Raw genomic sequence first — 20,632 nt, forward strand, 5'->3', positions numbered from 1 at the left:
ACATAGTAATGAATCCTCTCTTTCGTATTGATTTTAGTATATCAGATTCATTAAAAATTGTCCGAAAAAGTGTCTTAATTTATGAGACCATTATAATTATAAGCCCTGAATACAGTAGCCTGTGTGATTGATTTTGACTTCCGGTTCACAAACATCTCGCCGCCATGGATCTTATAGGTAAACCTCAATCCCTTTGCCGTGAGGAACACACAGCCAGCTAACCGGCTCATCAGCTCCCACAGCGCTTCTTCCAGCTCACCTTTTGTCACCTCCATCTGCCCTATTCTGCTGCAGAACTCCATACAGGCAGCCCGCCTCTCCCGGTATAAACGTATCCGCTCCGCGTTGGCTGACAGCTCGGCAAGGTTGTATGGGATCTTCGTATAAGGCAGGTAAGAGTGAACGGACGCCCGGCCAAGGCCGGTCTCTTTCATTATCTGCTCTATTTTATATCCAGCCGCCGCCAGCTCCGCTATCCGGCGGGAAACTGCCGTGGAGTACACGCCTGCCGTGATCAGCAGCTTCCTGGCTTTTAGAGCCGTGATTCCAAACTCGGCGGCCGCAGCGTTCAGGCCGCCAGCTGTATCATTATCTCTGTCATCATAGGAACCGAACGCATCTGCCACAGCGAGCATGAAATCCCGCATGACTTGGTTTGGATTATAATTTGGTTTCTTCTTCGGTCTGGGCATTATAGCAGCACACTCATTTTCATTTCCAATCTAAACTTTCGTTCACAAAAAATCAGCTTTGTTCCACAAACGTAGGAATTATATTTATTAATCTATGAAGTTACGTCTATTTATAAATCAGCTTATTTAACCGGTATCACAATATGTTTAATAATATTATCAAACACAATGTTTTCTTCTTGCACACATATAATTTCATAATATTCAACTTTTTTATGATTTTGATAAAGTAATTCTCTAAAATTGCTTTTGGTAAAATTGTCAAAGACATGGGTCTTTTGTTCAAACTGCTCTAAATTAGTAAATGCTTGTGTACCCTCTTTTTTTGCTCTTTTTATTTGTCTATTAATTGATAAATCAATCTCATTTCCTTCTGTTTTCAAATAAATAAAAATTATTCGATTACTTGATTCTGTATCCGATAAATTCATAAAAAGCTTAAATGAATTAAGATCTCGTGGAGATCCATCTAAAATAATAACATCTTTTTTGTACATGAACCGCGCAACTGCACGATATAATAATTCATCTATAAAGGCATCGACCAAAACTCCTCTTTCCATGCTTTTGTTTGCATTATTTGCATTTTTATGAATTAAGTTAACTTCATCTTCTGTAAGAACGCTGATACTTTCAACATCATAAGCTAAGAGCTTTGGCACACTCAAAATCACTGCCTGATTTCCATAATAGCTTTTTATTTTTTTGCTTTGTGTTGTTTTCCCAAATCCTGGATAGCCACATAATGATAATATTATTGCCATAATATTACCTATCAGTAAATTATTCCATTCTCAAAAACATAAAAGAGAAAATCATACAAATTTTTTCTTGCCATATTTTGATGTTCATCTGTTTTGTCATATCCCCAATCAGAAATAGACTTAATCGCAATCCATTTGATTCCTTTGTCATGGCATGCGCTATAAATACCTGCTGCCTCCATATCTCCATTTATTGCTTCTGGAAAATTTTTCTTTAGTTCAGACACTATACGTCTAGAATTTACCAAAAGATTGCCTGTAAGCAACAAGCCAAAAGATATATTTATCTTTTTATCATATAAATGACTTGCTATTCTAAATGCATCCAATAGTTCAGTTGATACAGCAGCCTTATCACCTCTTGGTATATATTGAATCTCATTTCCAATATCTTTAACTTTTGCCGTTTCATACATCTGTAATTGGTTAGCAACAACAATATCTCCAATCTTATTACCGTCTTTTGTTTCCGTATCTTTGGGTTTTAAACCATAGCATATTCCGGTAGATATAATATAATGGGGGGTTAATAAGCGCGATATATCTCTGATTTTATCACGCGCTGAACCCATACGTTCTGTTCCCATTTCTGTTTGTGCAAGAAACAGATCCAAGGAACCCATAATGCCAAGATGATATAAATATGATTCTTCTAATTTTAGAACATTAATAGGGAGACTATATTCTTTAGCTTTCCGTAAAACCACATCTGTTTCTTTATCCGTAGCTGTACATATTAACAATGTTTTTATCATTTTCTCTTCCTCCATTCTGTTTTTTAAATATTCGGAATCATTCTCTTTTAAACAGTTGTCCAACATAATAATTCGGGATAAAAGATGTTGCCAGCTTATGTTTCCCTGTTTTTCAGGCATTTTTATTGATGCACGCTTGATACGGTTACAAATTGCATTTCGGATATTTGACTGATATTTCACATCATCTGATAAACACTTATATAGAGTCCCGATTATTTTCCTGACTTCCTCTATAAATAGAACTTTAACACTTTTTAATTTTCTTTCTTCTTCTATTAGTAGACTAATGCTTTTCAAATTAAGAACCCTTCGATCACACATCTCTATAATACAGCAATTTATTCCATAATCGTGTAGTGGGAAATTTTTTGATAAACGGTCAAAAAACTGTAAACTGTTAATGCCTGTAATAATATCGCCATTTACATGTTGCATATAAGTATAAATATGAACCAAGGAAAGATTTCTTGCTAATTGCTTTCGATTATAAATTGATAAATTAATTCCATCAAACAAAGATAATGTAATCGCTTTATTATCTCTTCGTTCCAAGGTTTTTTTTATCTTTTTTCCGCTTTGATGTAAAAGAATTCTGTCCTCCTCTTGGACAAATAAATCTGACATCCCCGTATTTATCCAGCTTTTCAAATCCGTTTCAAGCCTTATGGTAGTACTCTCAGTTTTTATGATCTCAGGATTGTATCTTTCAAGTTGATGTGGTATTTTATCAAAGTACATTGTATAACGGAGTGTTTCTTCTCTATATATACGCTGATTAAACGCAAGCAGCTCATCGACTGTGTAAAACGCCGAAACAGGATGTAATAAATTTGCTCGCAAAAGCTTCAGCAGCATATTCCTTGTTTTCGGAAAATCGTAGTATAACTCCCAAACAAAAGCAATTGAAATATATAAGGGCTCATAATTAAACAAATAAGCTATTTTTAAAGCATTACATAAGGACAAATCTAAATTATACGACTTTAATTTTGTTTCTCTATATAATTCCCTATTCAAAAAATGTAAATAAATTACTTCTGTCTCCATTCTATTGTTATCTTTATATATTCTTCTTTTTATTGCAATAATAATTACATGCCATATCAATCACTGTCATATCTTTGATATCTCCCTGATGAATTTTTTTGACTACAATATCAAAACTATCCATCAGTTCGCATAAATTCGCTACAATTACATCAGATATTATATTCATAAAAGGATGCATCCATTTTTCAATAATATTTCCATACATATTTAAATTTTTTCTGCAATAATGGCTATTCTCCGGAATTACAGAAACTACGCATTTTTTATAGTATTTTGCAACTATCATTTCTTGTGCTGTCCCTACTCCAAGCTTAGATTCAGCATTTACAATAATAAGATCACAATTTCTAATTAAGTTACAATCATGTCCAACAATTTCCATAGAATCAGACTCATCTAAATCTGGATCATCGGGATCCATAAAAAATAATTTTTCTTTTATATTTCCGTCTAATTCCTTTTTATATAGCGCACGCCAATCTTCAATTTTTCCAATTTCATCACCTTTTGCAACTTTTCCTGCTAAATAAATTTTAATCATGATCTACCTCCAATCTGCTAATTAATATCAATAGTTTCCCATGGAAAAACAGCCCAGGCACATCTTTTATCCGAATAATAATCCACAATAAAATTGGCAACAGGCAATGTTGTATCTAAAAATGTATCATAAATCATACAGGCTGTTCTAATGTTAAGATTAGTATTCAATTCTTTCATGTAATCATATACTGTTTTTAGAGTATAGCCTGTATTAAATACATCATCTACAATCAGAATTTTTTTCTTATTTAATGAATGAATATTGTTTTTGGTAAATAACGATTCGATCTGTGGATGTTGTCTTAAACTTCGTATATCATCATTTATATTAGTTGAGGCTTTTATAGAATATAGCTCCTGTATTTTGAATAAATGTGCTAATATTAAACCAGTAAAAAACCCGCCTCTGGATATAGAAATAATAACCTCTGGTATATACTCATCCTCTTTCATTTTTTTGTAAATATCAACACAATAATCGGTTAGTTCTAACCACGAATAGTTTTTTACATCTATTGTATTGATCTCATCCTGTTCATTATTCATGCACTTATCCTTCTTCCGAATATTGATCTCTTAACAATCCTATTTTTTTTAAAACAAACAAAATCGGCATTGTAAATAATGAAATAATCCCTTTATATAATGCACTAGATCCTGCTGCTATGATTAAAAATTTCCAATCTTTTTCAAAAGCAAAAGCAATTATATAAAATATAATTCCATCAATCATTGCAGCAAACAAATTGGAGATTATACTCCAAACATATATTGATGTATTGGTTTCATATTTTAATTTATGAAAGATTACTGCATTTGTGTTTCCACTTATATATCCAGCTATAATACTAGCGATAGTGATTCTAAAATAGTTCCCATAGACAAATTCAATCGCTTTAGCCTCAAATGAATCAGTTGACCATTCGCCGGTTGGTAACATTATATACATTTTTAACCAAAAAGCTATGACTATATTAGCGATAACCATCATCTTGATTACAACTTTTGTCTTTTCAAGACCTATATAATTATTGATAAGATCCATCCATGTAAAGGAAACGGCATATAGAATTGATCCTATAGGAATCGCAAGCCAAAAAATTTCCACTGTTTTTGCAACTGTTAAATTTGATAAAATTTGTAAAAGACAATATCCGATAACTAAGAATATTTCTTTATTCCAATTTAAAGTAAAGGCATCTTTCATTTTCTTTTATTTAAAATTAATGTATATATCTCTTCTATTTGTTCATTTAATTTATCTATGCCGTCTAATCCAGTATATTGCTGAATTATTCGATATTGCACTTCATTATAATCCAATATTTTTTTCATTACCGAACTTAGTTTTATGGCCTCTTCACATGATTGATATCTTCCCTGATTGGTATAATTTCCATTTCCACAAATCAAATAATTTATGTTGTCAAATTCCGAATGGCAATCCAAAGCCATTTTATAAAAGCTGTCTTTTATTTTAATATTACTTTGATAAAGCAATGATAAAAGTAACGGCGAATCCATTATCGCCAACTCTACTTTTCCATCAAGTTTTGTCAGTCCTACATATTGCTTAGAAAACAAGTACACTTGATTTGATAATATTGTATCATTTCCTTCCCATACTTTTTGCTTTGCATATTCAGTAACCAATTCGCAATTGATTCCCCGCATTTTGAGCATGGAATAAAAATAAGCGGAATATGTAGATTTTCCAACTCCTGGACCACCAAAAAAATTTAAAACCAACACATTAATCTATCTCCTTTAAAACTTTCTCCATACCATCTTATTCACAACCCCAGTATAGCTCTGGATGATCTTTACCACCTTTGTGCTTACATTCTCCTCCACATAATCCGGCACCGGAATTCCGTAATCGCCTTCCTGATTCATGGTCACTGCGGTGTCCACCGCCTGCAGCAGACTTACTTCATCGATACCGGCAAGGATAAAGCAGGCCTTGTCCAGGGCTTCCGGGCGCTCGGTGCTTGTCCGGATACATACCGCTGGGAAAGGATGCCCCACAGAAGTAAAGAAGCTGCTCTCCTCCGGCAGGGTGCCGGAATCGGACACTACCGCAAAGGCATTCATCTGCAGATGGTTATAATCGTGAAAGCCTACTGCATTTTTACCGAGTTTATTCCTTTAAGCAGCGCTAATACTCTCTTGAAGTTTAATAATAGGAGTGGTGTACCATAAATAACAAATGTTAAACCAAAAGTTATAAGTGATGAAAATCCGTCAAGAAATCTTATCTGAATCTGGTGAGCAATGATGCCACAAATAATAATTTCTACTAGGATGGTCAACATTTGCTTTACATTGATTAGTTCCGTGACCTTCGTTTTTAATAACTGTCCGCTTCGGAAAAGCATTATAACTGAGAGCACGCACGTTATAAGCACTGTAGAAATGGCAGGGCCTACTATGCCAAAAATATTAAAAAACCAAATATTCAAAACCAAATTTGACAGCACCGCGCTGCCAGAATATATAATCAACTCTTTAGTTCTTCCTTTTGCTGCAAATACAATGGTAGTATTTGCAAAACGGAACATATCAACGATAATATACAAAACAAAGATCGTGGTCGCTGAAAGATACTTTGGATCATATAAAATAACCATCAAATCTCTGGCTCCCACAATTGCTCCTCCTGCGATGAGCCATGTAATGGTATAGCTAATCTGTATATACTTTGAAAACGTATCCGCTGCCTTATCATACTTTTTTTCAGCAATATACCGTGTTATGTATGGGACAAGAACCGTGATAAATGAGGATGTCAACATATCAAAAGGCAGTTCCTTGGCAGCAATTGAGTAAAGCGCTATATCCTCTGTGGTACCAAACCATCCAATGACTAGTTTATCCAGATTACGCGACAGTGAATTGGTTATAATATACATTGCCATAGGTATGCTATACGCAAGTATCTCTTTGGTCTGTAAAAATCTGGCCTTTCGGATATCTATAACAAAAAAATGCTTTCTGCTGTACCATACCATATATGCAAGCATAATAATGTCTAATAGCAAAGAATTAATTAGTACAACTTCTATCGTCTTGAAAAGGTAGCTGGCCAAAAAAACTGCAAATACCTTAAGTACTGAAAAAAGCAGATTTCTGACTGCGATTATCTTGGCTCGACGATATGATATAAACAAAACCTGTAGCATATTTGTGGCATTTGTCAGTAAGGGAATAAATGCGACGTATATCATAAGTCCCGCAACCTTTGGTTCTCCAAAGTATGCCGCAATTTGATTTTTAAACACTAAAACAACAATTGCTCCGATTACACCGATGATAATCTGCAAAGCAAATATTGTTTCTACATAAGATTTCCCGACTTCTCCACCCTTATCCTTGTTATAAAAAAAGTTTATTGCGTCTGTCATTCCCATGATAGTAATGGACGTTACAGTTGTAGACACAAGAATAGCCTGTGAATATAACCCATATTCATCAAGGCTGAAATTCACAGCAAGTAATTTATAAATCAAAATAGAAATACAGGCTGTAACAACTCTTACAAATGTCAGCACCAAGGAGTCTGTTGCTGCTCCATTACGCAATTTCAACTCAAAATCACCATCCTTGTTATTAATCGGTAAGTAGCTTCACTACTTTTGCTGGATTACCTGCCACAATACAATTCGACGGTACGTCTTTAGTTACTACACTGTGACTGGCAACGATAGCCCCCCCCTCCGATGCTAACACCTTTAAGTATAGCTGAATATTCACCTAACCAAACATTATCACCTATCTCCACCGCTTTGTGAGCAGCATATTTCCAAGTCCATAATTCTCCATAAAAATCACTATGACTCATTTGTCTTCTTAAGTCTGGTTCCGTAGGATGGTTATTATTGTCAAATATCCTAACATCAGATGAAATAATGACGTCATTTCCAATTACAATGGAATCCATCGCCCCTATGAAGGAACGATACCCCATGTAAAAATTGTCTCCAATTATTATCCTCCCCCCCTGAAACGAACGTAAAGTTCCTTTTATCTCACATCTATTCCCTATTTGTATATTTTCCCTATGATCAGAAATACATCTAGAGGTAAAATCAAGTCCTAATTTTTCTCCGTGAATGCTGTTTCTATTAAATTCTTTATAATTTTTTTTATTCTTATTTTTTTTAAAATCTCCTTCATAAGTGGTTCCTCATTCAAAACATCAACGATTATATATACACAATCAATCTATAGATCATATCCTATGCTGCCATCAGATAGTATCTTTTTCATCTCATTCTTTTCTTCCTGAGTTTTGCTGGAATAGTGTGTGTTCCAAACATTTTCATTATTCATACGACCTTTATTTTCTTCTATATAGCCTGTAACAGTTTTTATTACTTTTGCCGGATTTCCTACCACAAGGGAGTCATTCGGAATATCTTTTGTCACAACAGCTCCCGCACCAACGATGACATTATCTCCAATTTCTATACCTGGAAGAATAATTGCTCCTGCTCCAATAAAAACATTACTACCAATTTTTATTCTCCCAACCCGACTATATCCCAAGAATTTTTTCGTGCTCCCATCATGTGTTAATAGCCGTGCATCCGAAATAGTAACATTGTTACCCATACTGATTAAAAATCCATGGTGTACATCAATCTTACTTGTTAATATGTGACAGTTTTCTCCCATCTCTATACCATATGTTCTTAATTCTTCATTGGAATATCCACTCCCACGGATTTTCCGCTTAAGCTTCATCAGCAACTGTTTCAATTTCATATTATTCACCTCAAATTTTTAGTTAGGTAGGATGCTAGTATTTCATCTCAACAACCATTTTCGTTTTAAAGTCTTATTCGATACCAATATTTAGCACGTTGTTTTTGCCGATATCCGTATTCATAAATACCCACACCAACATCATAAGAAAACCGAAATCATTAGAAAACAACATTCCTAAAGTAGCCGACATAACCATTAATATAAGTAATAAAGAATAATTCACAAATTTTCTTTTTGCTATACATTTACCCATATTTAAGATGCACCCATACATGCTAATATATATAACACTACCAATAATACCCAAAAAGTATACTAACTCGATATAGGTATTATGCGGACCTACTCCATTATAATAAGCAGCACCAATTCCATCTCCTAAAATCAATGTTTTAACAGACGAGTTAAAATAATCTACATATTGACTCCATATGTTTGTTCGGTTATTTGTAATATCTGTTGCAGAAAATCGATACATAATATTACTGAGAATTCCTGCTTTATTTGCAAAATAAATTCCTGCTATAAGTATTACTAAAAACAACACTATGCTCCCTATAATTTTGCCTGTTGATTTCATCCGTAAAATCAACACAAAAAATAGAGCAGTTAATAATGTAAGATAAAAAATTCTGCTATAAGTCAAAACCCCAAAGTACACTAAAGCTATTGATAATATTATCGCTGTTGCGCTCTTTATTTCCTTTTTAAAAGTAAAAGTTAAGAGCGAAATTAAGCAGATAATTACTAATATTGAGAAATAGTTTGGATCCATATACAAACCAGTAAAGCGATACGTCTCCACGCCATTGATATATTCCGATTTCAAATTTGTAAAAAAAGAGGCCAATGCTGGCCAAGATGCTTTCCTTAACCCTATAAGTGAAGAAGTAACAGTTCCTAAGCATACATATAACACAATATCAGAAAAATTTTTTCTATTTATTAGTGAAGTAAATAAACCCGCAATAACAGACATGCTAAGAAGTTTAATTAGATCTGTAAAATTATTTCCTACCCCTATGACCAGATATACTGAAAGGATGGCAAAACACAGCACAAAATTTCTGCTTATTCGAAAATTTTTTTTAAACAAAAAAACTATCATAAATACCAACGTCAAATATGTAAACAATGATGTTGAAGCGATACTATATTTATAAATCATTGTATACGGAAACAGGAAAAACAATTCACAATATAACTCTGTTGTATTTAAAACAAAGATACTTAAAATATTAAGCGAAAAAACCAGCAGAGAAACCGAGTGATTGTACACAGATAAATATAGCCCACCCATTGATGCTATGCAGAATAGAAGAACTCGTATGCGAACCTCTTCGCCCACTCCATAAGTTGAGCGATCTTCCTCAATATTGATCGCATTTTTCTCCATAAACACTTCCTATCACCTACTCTCTTACCCTAATTAGAATCTTATTGTATTCCAGATATCATTTTTTCATACTCTTTTGCAATTAATTTAATATCAAAACCTGCTTTTCTTATGGGATAATTATCAATCTCGCGCTTTTTATTATATAGATTCAAGGCTTTTTCCGCCCATTTATCTGGAGGCAGGTTCAAAGAAGCAAATCTTATATTTTCTTTCAATTGTACTTCTTTTGAAATTGTATCCGACAACAAGGCTGGCAAGCCCGTTGCTTGTACTTCGACTACTGACACTGGCAAACCTTCATATAACGATGGCATAATATAGATATCCATTGCCATCAAAAGCTCCGCTATATCACTACGCACTCCAAGAAACCGGATTTTATCATCAACCCCCATCTTTCTTGCTCTCTCCATAATTTGTTTTTTAAGCTCTCCATCTCCAACAAGAATACCTCGTATATTACTGTTCATCTTTATCATCGCACTTATAATATCCAACAAAAATGTATGATTTTTTACAGGGATAAATTTTCCAATATGGCCTACGACAATTTCACTTTCTGTAAATCCAAGATCCTGCCTAACTCTCTTTCTTATTGAAGCATCAAATGAAAGTAGCTCACAATTCACACCATTCTTAAGCAATTTGACTTTAAGGTTTTTAACCGACATTCCACCATATAGCCATTGAGCTGCCTCAGTTGAACACGCTAACAAATTCGTTGCCAAAACAGGTAATTTAGCTTGGTGATATTTATGTAACAAATTATTAATCCATTGCAATCTGCCTTTGTTTGCCCAGGTACTATGACTATGTACAATCCGAATTGGGATACCAGCTTTTTGAGCCTCTTCCAATGCCACTACGTTCGCCAAGGAATTAGTGTGAAAATGAAATACTTCATACTCACCTGCATGTTCACAGAAAAACTTTTCCCAAGAAGCTCTATAAGCTCTCGGATTCTTACGAAATTGCGGAAAATTATATATTTTCCCCCCTTTATCACGAATTTCATCGTCAAAGTCTCCTTTTTGATCTGTATGTACTGCAAAATCAAATTGAAACTGTTCACGATTAATATTTCTATACAGGTTCATGATAAGAGTTTCCATTCCGCCTCTATTCATAATACCCACGTAATGCAGAACTGTCTTCAATACTTTTCCTCCAAAAATCACTCTACTTAATTACGTAAATCCTTTTGTTATACTAAAACTACGTTTCTTACAAAAACAACTCCTTTTCTACGACACCCATGGCGTATAACTGCCTCTTTCCAAAATATCGGCAATTCTTTCGCAGGCATGTCCATCTCCATAAGGATTGCAAGCATGAGACATCTTCTTATACTCTTCTTTATTCTCGAGTAGAAACTTAAAAGTCTTGTATATAGTCTCTTCATCAGTTCCAACCAATTTAAGCGTCCCAGCGTTCACACCTTCCGGGCGTTCTGTAGTATCTCTCATAACAAGAACTGGCACACCGTAGCTTGGACACTCCTCTTGTATTCCACCTGAATCTGTCAAGCACAGGAAACTCCTGGCTTCAAAGTTATGGCAATCAAAAACTTCTATCGGTTCGATAATATGAATCTGATCACATCCCCCCAATTCTTCTTCTGCTGCCTGGCGGACCACAGGATTCATATGGATAGGATATACTGCTTTGCACTCAGGATGCTCATCTAATACACGCCGAATTGCCCGAAACATATGGTGCATAGGTTCTCCAAGGTTTTCTCGTCGATGTGCTGTGATAAAAATCAACTTTCCCTCTCCCACCCAATCCAATTCTGGATGTGTATAATCCTCTCTCACTGTATGCCGCATCGCATCTATAACAGTGTTTCCTGTGATATAAATGGATTTCGAATCCTTGCCTTCTTTAATTAGATGATCCGCTGCCAACTGTGTAGGAGCGAAGTTGTATTTACTGATGATACCCACAGCCTGCCGGTTAAATTCTTCCGGATATGGCGAGTATATATTATAGGTACGAAGTCCAGCTTCCACGTGTCCAACCGGTATCTGTAAGTAGAAGCACGACAGAGCAGTCACAAAAGTGGTGCTCGTATCACCATGAACTAGAACCACATCTGGCTTAACTTCTTCTAGCACTGACTTTATCCCGTTCAGAATATTTGTCGTTATATCAAAAAGTGTCTGCCGGTTTTTCATAATGTCAAGGTCGTAATCCGGAACAACATTAAACGTCTCTAAGACCTGATCCAACATTTGACGGTGTTGCGCCGTGACACAAACTATCGTCTCTAAGCCGGAACGCCTTTTTAGTTCATTTACAAGCGGGCACATTTTTATAGCTTCTGGTCTTGTGCCAAAGACCAACATTACTTTTTTCATAAGGCTTCCTCACGCATTATTTGTCACTTCATAATCTTGATAAAAATCATGTCTTTATATATGATATACTCCCGGAAGGTTAATGATATTATGGCAATCCAGAACGACTTTACCTTTGAGTTTCTTCATATTATCTTTAATCTCATTATGCTTAACCATAATAACAACCATATCAACATCAGCCAAAAATTTGTCTAAGTCATGATATTGATTATCGACTACATCTTTTTCCACAAACGGATCATATACTTTCAGGCCAGTCGCTAAGTGCCTCTCCTGAGACTCAAGCAACTGCAATGTAGGTGATTCACGCATATCATCCACATTCTCTTTATATGTAAGGCCATACAGACCGACACGCTCTACGTCCGTCATTTTATTCTCTTTCATAATTTCATAGATACGATTTAGTACAAAATCCGGCTGCGAATCGTTTGTCTTCATCGATTCATCGATTACCTTTGCAAGACTCGGATAATCTCCTACAAGGAACCATGGATCTACAGATATACAATGTCCACCAACACCAGGCCCTGGCTGAAGGATATTCACGCGAGGATGCATATTGCAAATTTTGATGATTTCGTAAACATCCATATTGTCGTGTCTACAAATTCTAGCTAACTCATTAGCAAAAGCAATATTCACAGCACGGAATGTGTTTTCTACTACCTTCGTCATCTCCGCTGTCTTAATATCTGTGACGACAATCTCTCCTTGACAGAACGAGGAATACAATCCCTTAATTTTCTCCCCTATCGCTCTATCATCCGCTCCAATCGTACGATTATTATAGAGTAACTCATACACCATGTTGCCAGGAATAATACGTTCTGGTGCATGGACTAAATGAATATCTTTACCGATTACAAATCCATTTTCCTCTACTGCCGGGCGGACAAATTTCTCCATAGTTCCGGGTGAAACAGTTGATTCGACAACAATAGTCGCACCTTTGGGTGCCACTTTAAGAACGCTCTTTACAGCAGCAACAACATAGCAAGCATCAACTTTCTTGCTGAACTTATCATAAGGCGTAGGAACGGAAACGATATATATGTCAGTAACCTGGTACTCAGTGCTAAACTTAATGCCCGCACTGAGAGCTTCTTGAAATAATTCCTCCAGTCCATCTTCTTTGAATGTTGTATGTCCAGCATTCAGTGTCGCTACCAATTCCTTGTTGTAATCCGTTCCTACTACTTCCACCCCATGCGATGCCATCATCAAAGCAGTAGGAAGACCAATATAACCAAGTCCTATTACGTTAACCATGTTATTCTCTCCTCTTCATTAAGTAGTTCTATATAACTGAATATAATTCTTGAATCACAGTTTCCATTTTTTTCCATGAATAGTTGTTGCAATACAATCTTTTTGCTTTTTTTGCTACCTCATTTTGTTGAAACTTTTTATGGAGTAGGCGGTCTATAGCGTTGTTCAGAGACTCCTCGTTATATTCAATCACTTCACCAAGACCTTCTTTTTCTACAACAGAAGCCATCCCTGTATTTCGAGCCATAATTAATGGTTTTCCAAGTGCTAATGCTTCATAAAATTTATTGGGTGCAGCATAGTAATGGTTAGGTACAGAAGGGTCGTAAATTGCACACATAACATCGCACGCTCTTTCTAAAGCTATTGTTTTGTCATAAGGCATTCTTCCATAAAAATAAATATTTTCATATTCTTTATCTATATTTTCAAAATATGACTCCAACCCTCCTCCGAATCCCCCTATATGAAATTCGCAGTCCTTACGCCTTGCAACGACCTCTGCTATTTTGTCAATAAATCGAGTTCTTCCCAAAATCCCCACATATACTAACTTAAGCTTCTCATTATCAAGATTTAAATCTTTTTGATCTTCAATATCTATATCAGGCGTATTATGTACGACATATAAATTATGTGGATGTGTTCCTTGTATCTGTTTTTTACGCTCCTCTGTACAGATGACTGTTGCATCCGCTCTATTAATTACAGAATTTTCCATGTGCTTAATCAGCCAGCCTATGCAAGAGCCTCTTAATCCGTGTGAATCTATATAATAGTCTGGTATGTCGTATACTATTTTCTTTTTGTGTTTTTTGGCAAATTTGAGAGCTGTATATCCTGTATCGAAATCATAGGCGTGAATTACATCAAATTCTGATTTGTGCTGCTTTAACCAAGAGTAAATAAATCTTTGGAACTTAATTAGACCTCTTAGATTTTTCTTCATTCCTCCTGAAAATTGTCCCTTAATTCCAATGCGAATAATTGGAACCGTACCACTTTTTAGTTTTAACTGTTCATTTCTCGGTTCATAGTCCATATCTCTATCCCACGCTAAAACAGTTACATTATGACCATTTTTCACAAGACAGTTTGCCATTTTCTCTAACCGCGGGTATGGTCTGACTGGATTGGATCTTATTAAAACCACATTATACACTTCTTTTACCTCTCTTCATTTTACAAATGTAATACCAGATTCGAAATTTTATATCTATTTAGGAATATAAAAATTAAATACATTCCGATAAATCCTACCCTTTATCTTTATCTCTATCTCTTTCACTTTCGCTATGTCGAAATCCGCAATCCTCTCTAACATCATCTTGCAAAGTTCTACATCTGGTACTAATTTTTCTATAATAATTCCTACATCCTCCACCGGAACAAGCTATCTATCCTTTCCGTTCAACGAAAGATCGGCATTCCTCTCTGAATTCTGCTGACTATGCACAGTAAGCCACTTGCCATGGCCTCCATAATTGACCTACTACTCACCCCCTTGGAAGAAGGCCTCACAAATATACTGCTTGCACTCATCAATTCCTTTACCTCCATCCAGCAGCTCACTGCAATCTCCATTTCCTATGCCAACGCTTTTAACTTAGCTCCCTTATCTCCAATAACGCCCCCAGAGGAATCTCAATTTCTGTTCGCTTCTTAGCCCAATTCGACCAAAATTCGCTAAGATTTATCCCCACCATAAATTACGGATGTATAAACAACTTCTATTTTTTTTGAAATCTCTCCAACGCTGTATCGCTGAATTGCTTCTAAATTATTCAAACTCATCTGTTTTCTTATTGTGGGCTCCTTTACCAGCTTTTCAATCGCTTTTTTGTAGTCATCAATACTATTACACAGTATTCCGCCATTGCTATCATTTAGCAAATCTGTATTCCCGCGAATCCTGCTGGCAATACACGGCAGACCACTCGCCATTGCCTCCATCAATGATCTGGACAGACCTTCCTGTAATGTGGTAAACAAGAAGATATCTGCTGCCTGTAGTAATTCCTTAATATCTGTTCTATATCCAAGAAAATGGATCTGATTCTTGACACCCAGCTTTTCAGCAAGAGAAACCAATTCCTCCTCATCCGGCCCCTGACCGCAGATATAATAGTGAAGTTTTGAATTACCCACCTCTGCGATTGCCTTAATCGCCACAGGATAATTCTTACGCTCGATCAAATCTCCCATTGAAATTAAGGCAATATCATTCTTTCCTAATCCAAGTTCTTTACGCTTTTCCATTCTATTCTGTCTATCAGAAGGATACTGGGAAATATCTATTCCCACGCCTGGTACATAATAAACTTTACCTCTGTTTCTCAGCCTAAATTTCTTTGCCCTCTCGTAGTCCTCATTATTTATCGTAATGATCGCATCTGTATAATGAGCAAGCCATCTTTCGACGGGGTAATAGAGAAGCCAGTTTTTAAAAGGCGCTCCTTTATAAAAATGGAATCCATGTGCCTGATAAATGACTTTTTTCACTTTACATTTTTTTCCGGCCAGCCTCCCAATAAGGCCACCTACCGGTGTATTGCAATGTATATAGTCTATGTTCTCTTCCTTAATTACATTAATTAGTTGCTTCAAGCCCTTAATATTAGCCAGCGAGTAGGGTGATCTCGCCAATGGAATATTATGAATCCTGACATTGTATTTTTTCTCATCTGCCTGGATTTGCTCATCTCCAGCCTGATTCCAATTGGCTGCCATGTGGAACTGCATTCCACATTCTTTTGCAGCTTCTAGACTGGCTATAGAAAAAGATCCAACTTTTTTTGCAATATTAGAAATAAACAATATCTTCTCCATTCCCACTCCTTCTTCCTATACAGCTCTCATCTAAAATCATCTCCGTTATGTATCCAAACAACATGACCTTTGCAAGCTAATTCAGATTGATTCTGCTTTATCTTACTTTTCCTCCTGCACCTTATCGTTTTTTTGACCACATAGGATGGTACCTTCCTTTGTATTCGTATACACATTCTCCCGCTTCAATACAGTCTGTATTGTCCTAAAAAAAATCTTGATATCAAGAAGAAACGAAACATTATGCGCATACCATGCATCATACAGCCTTTTCTCCCTCACACCGAGATTATTCCTATAATATGCCTGTGTGTATCCGGTAATCCCTGGACGGATAAGTAGTTTTTCCTTTTCATCCTTTTTATATGTATCTTTGGATTCCACATCTCCGGCTCTTGGCCCGATTATGCTCATATCTCCCTTTAAGACATTAAATACCTGAGGAATCTCATCAATGCTGGTTTCCCTCAGAATGTGTCCAACTCTTGTCACCCTCTGGTCATGGTCTGAATTAAAAGTGCTTCCATCTGCATTTCGGATATCCGGCGCATTGACCTTCATGGATCGAAACTTCATCATTCCGAATTCCCTAAACCCAACACCCAAACGTTTTGAGTAATAAAATACTGGTCCATGATCCTCCAGCTTAATCGCAATCCCAACCGGAATAACAATCAGAAGCACAAAAGGAAGCGCAATTGTACACAAAACAATATCGATCGCCCGTTTTATTACAATCTGGTAGAAGCTTTTATATCTCTTTTTATGTTTTGTTTTTTGATATTTCTGCTCAATCTCACTTATACCGGACATATTCTGGCCCCCTTCAGAAAATACATTTCTCGATCTTCTTTAATGTGTTTGCGGCTACACTTTCAGCAATCTCAACATTTTTCGCCTTTGAAATGATATAGCCGCAACCGTCCAGATTTGTATGGTAGGCATTGACGGTATCTCCAACTGCCAGATGATGATAGATTTCAATCTCAGCATCTTTCTCATCAGCAGCAAATCTGTCGAATTCTGGAATACACTTAACCAAGCCACCTTTGAATGCTAGAAGTTTCGTTGCCACGGCCTCTTTTTCGTGAATTGTCCAGTCCAACTGCTCCCCAACTGCCGCCTTCAGTATATTCCCCATATAGTTGATCCCGGTTCCATACGGAATGATATGGGAGCCTATCAAATTGCCCCCCATCCTTGCACCAATGTCAATGATGTGTATATTACCTGTCTCTGTAATCAGCAGATCCATGTTGACTGATCCGTGGTTAATTCCGAGAGCAAAAATGGCTTTTCTTACAATCTCCTTGGCTCTCTCTTCTATTTCATCTGGTAGGCCACAGGGAATCGCATGGCCTAATTCCGCATAATATGGCGGCGCTGTCATCCATTTCTTCATAATCGCAAGGACATGGGTCTCTCCATTTACAACCAAAGATTCAGCGCCATACTCTATTCCATTAATAAAGGACTCAATTTCTGCCTTGTGGGTAATAGAGCCATCCATGGCGTGTTTACAGGCATTTGGAAGTTCATCCGGATGATCTACACGACTAGCCCCCCGGCTTCCCGATCCATCGCATGGTTTAACCATTACCGGATAAGTTAGCAAATGAGCAAGTTCAGTAATATCAGTATCCGCCGTTACTTGATATGACTGCTCGGTATCATCTACATGATTTTCAAACAGTTTCTTCCTTACGAGATATTTATTTTTTATCAACTTTGCGGATTCATAATTAAGCCCGGGAAGTCCCATATGTTCCGCTATATAAGCTGCTGTTAATACTCCATAATCCGTGGCCGCTGTCAGGACACCATCTATCTGCTCTTCTTGGGCAAATTGCAAACAGGCTTTCTCATCAACAATGTTAATGACTGCTGATTTATCGGCATGTGATAAGCCAATTGCTGATGGATCAGCATCTACAGCCAATGTATAGTATTCCATCTGTCTTGCTTTTTTGATTACAAAATCCTGCAGGAATCCTGCGCCTATTATTAGTATCTTTTTCATACTCCTACTGCCTTTTCCATTACCAGATCCGTGTATTTTAAAGTGCCAGTCTCACCCACCTGTGAATATCCTTTATGTTTGTAAAAATCAATAGCGTGTTCGCTCTGATCGTAAACTTCCATTCGCACTTTTTTTAAGCCAAGCTTTATTGCTCTTTTTTCTATCAACTTCATACAATAAGAGCCGTAACCTTTGCCTGACACATTTGGAGCTACTGCAAGCTTCTCAAAAAAAAGCACATCATCCAATACTTTGATCTGGAATGTTGCTACTGAAGTCCCTGCATCAAGCACTAAATAAATCTGGTTCTTCAACAAACAGAGAAACACAATCACACAGCTTTTTATCATTGGATTATCCCAATGATGCAACCCATATTTATTTGACATATCCTTGCCACAGCAATTCAGTATTTTCGCCACAGTAAAGGCTTTCTTCATCTGATACAGATGTACTCTTATAATGTTTAACTCTCTGTCCATTAACTACTCTCCAGACTATTCATAATCTTCTGTAATATCCTTCTGAGAATTACTCCAAATACTGTACCAACTGTATTATTTAACACATCATCAATTTCACAGAATCCCAGTACACCAATAAATTGCGTAACCTCAATACCCAAGGAAATTAAAAAGCCAGCAATGACTCCTCTCATATTCCCTGATAGGAATCCCAGTGGTACAAAAAGAAGCATATTCAGAAGGACATTATTCCACATGTTATTCTGATACTCCCAGAACAGACCTTTAAAAATTCTTTCACTGCCTGGCGTCCTGGAACACACTGTGATGTATAGAATTACGATCACATAAACAACTGTGAGTATCTTCTGCGACTTCTTTGTTCTTATGACTTTAACTGCGCTCTCTATTGCGTTAGCAGCCTCGGCCTTGATTTCCTCAAACATACTCCTCAACAATTTCACAGTACTTCTCAATTACATACTCCACTTCCTCATCTGTCAGCTTCGTATGCAACGGCAATGTGATCTCATTCTTGAATTGTTTATAAGCATTCGGATAATCCTTAATATCAAAGCCCAGCTTCTTATACGCTGTCATCATTGGAAGTGGCTTATAATGGACATTTGTGGCGATACCAGCTTCAGCCATCTTTACGATAATCTCCTGGCGCTGCTCTGATCCAATACCTGGAATTCTGGTAATATATAGATGACCGGAGGACTGATACTTATCCGTATAATGCATCAGCACACCTATACCGAGTTTTCTAAACGCCGCATCATATCTCCCTATAATTTCCTTACGCCTTTCCAGAATTCCTTCATACCGGGACAACTGCGCCAAACCGATTGCTGCCATAATATCTGTCATATTGCACTTATACCAAGGGCCTATAATGTCATATTCCCATGCTCCAAGCTGTGTCTTTGCAAGAGCATCCTTGGACTGTCCGTGGAGGCTGTAAAGCTGCGCCTGATGGTACAGTTCTCCATCATCAATCCTCGGAATATTCCAGGTTAAGGCTCCTCCCTCGGCGGTCGTCAGGTTTTTTACAGCATGAAAGGAGAAGCTTGAAAAATCCGCTATACTTCCTACCATTTTTCCATGCCAGCTTGCCCCGAACGCATGAGCCGCATCAGCGCAAATTGCAACTCTGCCGACTGCTTCCTGTACAGCACTCGTTGCTTTAAACAGATGCTTTTTATTCTTCACAATGGCAAAAATCCGATCATAATCACATGGTATTCCGCCAAGGTCAACCGGAATGATAGCCTTTGTGTGTTCGTTAATCGCATTCTCCAAAGCCTCATAATCCATTTCCAGTGAATCTGACTGAGAGTCAATCAGCACCAACTTTGCTCCGACATGACATACAACAGATGCCGATGCGGTATATGTATAGGCCGGTACAATTACCTCGTCAAATGAACTTCCACCATTCTCCGCACCAATACCCAGAAGCCGGAGTGCCATTTCTGCGCAGGCCGTCTGTGAATTTAAACATACTGCTTTATTTACATGGCAATATTCTGCGATCTGTCGCTCAAACTCTTTCGTTTTCGGTCCCGTGGTAATCCATCCAGATCGGATTGCCTCAGCTGCTCCCTGTGCTTCCAATTCCGTCATATCTGGCGGTGAAAATGGTATTTTCATTACGGTTACCTTCCCTTCCTTTGTGGTCTATAAAATATGATCTAAAAAATAT

The 20,632-nt window shown here is 36.8% G+C and carries 22 protein-coding genes and 1 pseudogene; all 23 read right to left on the minus strand.

Annotated features, from left to right (window positions below; all coding sequences use genetic code 11):
• Window positions 1-74 precede the first annotated feature (74 nt).
• The 23 genes and pseudogenes from HNP82_RS12405 to HNP82_RS12515 all read right to left on the minus strand — a co-directional run bounded on the left by HNP82_RS12405 (window position 75) and on the right by HNP82_RS12515 (window position 20,580).
• Entirely contained in the window at window positions 75-692 is a 618-nt protein-coding gene (locus HNP82_RS12405) for a hypothetical protein (protein ID WP_183775271.1), read from the minus strand.
• A gap of 122 nt (window positions 693-814) precedes the next feature.
• Window positions 815-1,456 carry an AAA family ATPase gene (locus HNP82_RS12410; protein ID WP_183775273.1) on the minus strand — a complete coding sequence of 214 codons (642 nt, stop codon included), beginning with the start codon at window positions 1,454-1,456 and terminating at the stop codon, window positions 815-817.
• An 11-nt stretch (window positions 1,457-1,467) separates the two neighbouring features.
• Window positions 1,468-3,261, minus strand: coding sequence for a 5'-methylthioadenosine/S-adenosylhomocysteine nucleosidase family protein (locus HNP82_RS12415; protein WP_183775275.1), 1,794 nt, complete (start codon window positions 3,259-3,261; stop codon window positions 1,468-1,470).
• Window positions 3,262-3,274: 13 nt separating this feature from the next.
• Window positions 3,275-3,805 carry a hypothetical protein gene (locus HNP82_RS12420; protein ID WP_183775277.1) on the minus strand — a complete coding sequence of 177 codons (531 nt, stop codon included), beginning with the start codon at window positions 3,803-3,805 and terminating at the stop codon, window positions 3,275-3,277.
• A gap of 17 nt (window positions 3,806-3,822) precedes the next feature.
• The gene (locus HNP82_RS12425) at window positions 3,823-4,353 is read right to left on the minus strand and encodes a phosphoribosyltransferase (protein ID WP_183775279.1); all 531 of its coding nucleotides are present in this window, start codon (window positions 4,351-4,353) and stop codon (window positions 3,823-3,825) included.
• Window positions 4,354-4,357: 4 nt separating this feature from the next.
• Window positions 4,358-5,014: a queuosine precursor transporter gene (locus HNP82_RS12430; protein WP_183775281.1), complete on the minus strand. Its 657-nt coding sequence runs from the start codon at window positions 5,012-5,014 to the stop codon at window positions 4,358-4,360.
• Window positions 5,011-5,559: a hypothetical protein gene (locus HNP82_RS12435; protein WP_183775283.1), complete on the minus strand. Its 549-nt coding sequence runs from the start codon at window positions 5,557-5,559 to the stop codon at window positions 5,011-5,013. The genes HNP82_RS12430 and HNP82_RS12435 overlap by 4 nt, the downstream gene beginning before the upstream one ends.
• A 15-nt stretch (window positions 5,560-5,574) precedes the next feature.
• A pseudogene (locus HNP82_RS12440) lies at window positions 5,575-5,931 on the minus strand (UDP-N-acetylglucosamine 2-epimerase); the annotation flags it as partial.
• Complete coding sequence (locus HNP82_RS12445) at window positions 5,928-7,358, minus strand: lipopolysaccharide biosynthesis protein (protein WP_334298286.1); 1,431 nt, start codon at window positions 7,356-7,358, stop codon at window positions 5,928-5,930. The gene HNP82_RS12445 and the pseudogene HNP82_RS12440, both read right to left, overlap by 4 nt.
• A gap of 125 nt (window positions 7,359-7,483) precedes the next feature.
• Complete coding sequence (locus HNP82_RS12450; protein ID WP_183775287.1) at window positions 7,484-7,774, minus strand: LbetaH domain-containing protein; 291 nt, start codon at window positions 7,772-7,774, stop codon at window positions 7,484-7,486.
• A gap of 257 nt (window positions 7,775-8,031) precedes the next feature.
• Complete coding sequence (locus HNP82_RS18255; RefSeq protein WP_183775289.1) at window positions 8,032-8,574, minus strand: acyltransferase; 543 nt, start codon at window positions 8,572-8,574, stop codon at window positions 8,032-8,034.
• 73 nt (window positions 8,575-8,647) lie between these two features.
• On the minus strand, window positions 8,648-9,973 hold the full coding sequence (locus HNP82_RS12460) for an O-antigen ligase family protein (protein ID WP_183775291.1): 1,326 nt from the start codon (window positions 9,971-9,973) through the stop codon (window positions 8,648-8,650).
• A 41-nt stretch (window positions 9,974-10,014) separates the two neighbouring features.
• Entirely contained in the window at window positions 10,015-11,133 is a 1,119-nt protein-coding gene (locus HNP82_RS12465; protein WP_183775293.1) for a glycosyltransferase family 1 protein, read from the minus strand.
• An 87-nt stretch (window positions 11,134-11,220) separates the two neighbouring features.
• Entirely contained in the window at window positions 11,221-12,336 is a 1,116-nt protein-coding gene (wecB, locus tag HNP82_RS12470; protein WP_183775295.1) for a non-hydrolyzing UDP-N-acetylglucosamine 2-epimerase, read from the minus strand.
• A gap of 54 nt (window positions 12,337-12,390) precedes the next feature.
• Window positions 12,391-13,611, minus strand: coding sequence for a nucleotide sugar dehydrogenase (locus HNP82_RS12475; RefSeq protein WP_183775297.1), 1,221 nt, complete (start codon window positions 13,609-13,611; stop codon window positions 12,391-12,393).
• 28 nt (window positions 13,612-13,639) lie between these two features.
• Window positions 13,640-14,773 carry a glycosyltransferase family 4 protein gene (locus HNP82_RS12480; RefSeq protein ID WP_183775299.1) on the minus strand — a complete coding sequence of 378 codons (1,134 nt, stop codon included), beginning with the start codon at window positions 14,771-14,773 and terminating at the stop codon, window positions 13,640-13,642.
• Between the two features lie 248 nt (window positions 14,774-15,021).
• Window positions 15,022-15,195, minus strand: a complete 174-nt coding sequence (locus HNP82_RS18825) for a glycosyltransferase (RefSeq protein WP_183775301.1) — start codon at window positions 15,193-15,195, stop codon at window positions 15,022-15,024.
• Between the two features lie 102 nt (window positions 15,196-15,297).
• Window positions 15,298-16,440 (minus strand): glycosyltransferase family 4 protein, encoded by a 1,143-nt coding sequence (locus tag HNP82_RS12490; RefSeq protein WP_183775303.1) that lies wholly within the window; start codon window positions 16,438-16,440, stop codon window positions 15,298-15,300.
• 102 nt (window positions 16,441-16,542) lie between these two features.
• A complete protein-coding gene (locus HNP82_RS12495; RefSeq protein WP_183775305.1) occupies window positions 16,543-17,253 on the minus strand; it encodes a sugar transferase in 711 nt (236 codons plus the stop codon).
• 13 nt (window positions 17,254-17,266) lie between these two features.
• Entirely contained in the window at window positions 17,267-18,460 is a 1,194-nt protein-coding gene (locus HNP82_RS12500; protein WP_183775307.1) for an ATP-grasp domain-containing protein, read from the minus strand.
• Window positions 18,457-18,942, minus strand: coding sequence for a GNAT family N-acetyltransferase (locus HNP82_RS12505; protein WP_183775308.1), 486 nt, complete (start codon window positions 18,940-18,942; stop codon window positions 18,457-18,459). The genes HNP82_RS12500 and HNP82_RS12505 overlap by 4 nt, the downstream gene beginning before the upstream one ends.
• On the minus strand, window positions 18,942-19,370 hold the full coding sequence (locus HNP82_RS12510; protein WP_183775309.1) for a VanZ family protein: 429 nt from the start codon (window positions 19,368-19,370) through the stop codon (window positions 18,942-18,944). Before HNP82_RS12510 ends, HNP82_RS12505 begins: the two co-directional genes overlap by 1 nt.
• Window positions 19,363-20,580 (minus strand): DegT/DnrJ/EryC1/StrS family aminotransferase, encoded by a 1,218-nt coding sequence (locus HNP82_RS12515; protein ID WP_183775310.1) that lies wholly within the window; start codon window positions 20,578-20,580, stop codon window positions 19,363-19,365. The genes HNP82_RS12510 and HNP82_RS12515 overlap by 8 nt, the downstream gene beginning before the upstream one ends.
• Window positions 20,581-20,632 lie beyond the last annotated feature (52 nt).

It is taken from the genome of Catenibacillus scindens, from assembly GCF_014202115.1.
GTDB lineage: Bacteria > Bacillota > Clostridia > Lachnospirales > Lachnospiraceae > Catenibacillus > Catenibacillus scindens.

Coding starts and splice junctions, on each gene's coding strand:
- HNP82_RS12490 (WP_183775303.1), bottom strand. CDS start 16,440: ATGGAGAAGATATTGTTTATTTCTAATATTGCAAAAAAAGTTGGATCT.
- HNP82_RS12410 (WP_183775273.1), bottom strand. CDS start 1,456: ATGGCAATAATATTATCATTATGTGGCTATCCAGGATTTGGGAAAACA.
- HNP82_RS12505 (WP_183775308.1), bottom strand. CDS start 18,942: ATGGACAGAGAGTTAAACATTATAAGAGTACATCTGTATCAGATGAAG.
- HNP82_RS12510 (WP_183775309.1), bottom strand. CDS start 19,370: ATGTTTGAGGAAATCAAGGCCGAGGCTGCTAACGCAATAGAGAGCGCA.
- HNP82_RS12500 (WP_183775307.1), bottom strand. CDS start 18,460: ATGAAAAAGATACTAATAATAGGCGCAGGATTCCTGCAGGATTTTGTA.
- HNP82_RS12425 (WP_183775279.1), bottom strand. CDS start 4,353: ATGAATAATGAACAGGATGAGATCAATACAATAGATGTAAAAAACTAT.
- HNP82_RS12515 (WP_183775310.1), bottom strand. CDS start 20,580: ATGAAAATACCATTTTCACCGCCAGATATGACGGAATTGGAAGCACAG.
- HNP82_RS12430 (WP_183775281.1), bottom strand. CDS start 5,014: ATGAAAGATGCCTTTACTTTAAATTGGAATAAAGAAATATTCTTAGTT.
- HNP82_RS12415 (WP_183775275.1), bottom strand. CDS start 3,261: ATGGAGACAGAAGTAATTTATTTACATTTTTTGAATAGGGAATTATAT.
- HNP82_RS12420 (WP_183775277.1), bottom strand. CDS start 3,805: ATGATTAAAATTTATTTAGCAGGAAAAGTTGCAAAAGGTGATGAAATT.
- wecB (WP_183775295.1), bottom strand. CDS start 12,336: ATGAAAAAAGTAATGTTGGTCTTTGGCACAAGACCAGAAGCTATAAAA.
- HNP82_RS12475 (WP_183775297.1), bottom strand. CDS start 13,611: ATGGTTAACGTAATAGGACTTGGTTATATTGGTCTTCCTACTGCTTTG.
- HNP82_RS12450 (WP_183775287.1), bottom strand. CDS start 7,774: ATGGGGTATCGTTCCTTCATAGGGGCGATGGATTCCATTGTAATTGGA.
- HNP82_RS12495 (WP_183775305.1), bottom strand. CDS start 17,253: ATGTCCGGTATAAGTGAGATTGAGCAGAAATATCAAAAAACAAAACAT.
- HNP82_RS12405 (WP_183775271.1), bottom strand. CDS start 692: ATGCCCAGACCGAAGAAGAAACCAAATTATAATCCAAACCAAGTCATG.
- HNP82_RS12460 (WP_183775291.1), bottom strand. CDS start 9,973: ATGGAGAAAAATGCGATCAATATTGAGGAAGATCGCTCAACTTATGGA.
- HNP82_RS18255 (WP_183775289.1), bottom strand. CDS start 8,574: ATGAAATTGAAACAGTTGCTGATGAAGCTTAAGCGGAAAATCCGTGGG.
- HNP82_RS18825 (WP_183775301.1), bottom strand. CDS start 15,195: ATGGAGATTGCAGTGAGCTGCTGGATGGAGGTAAAGGAATTGATGAGT.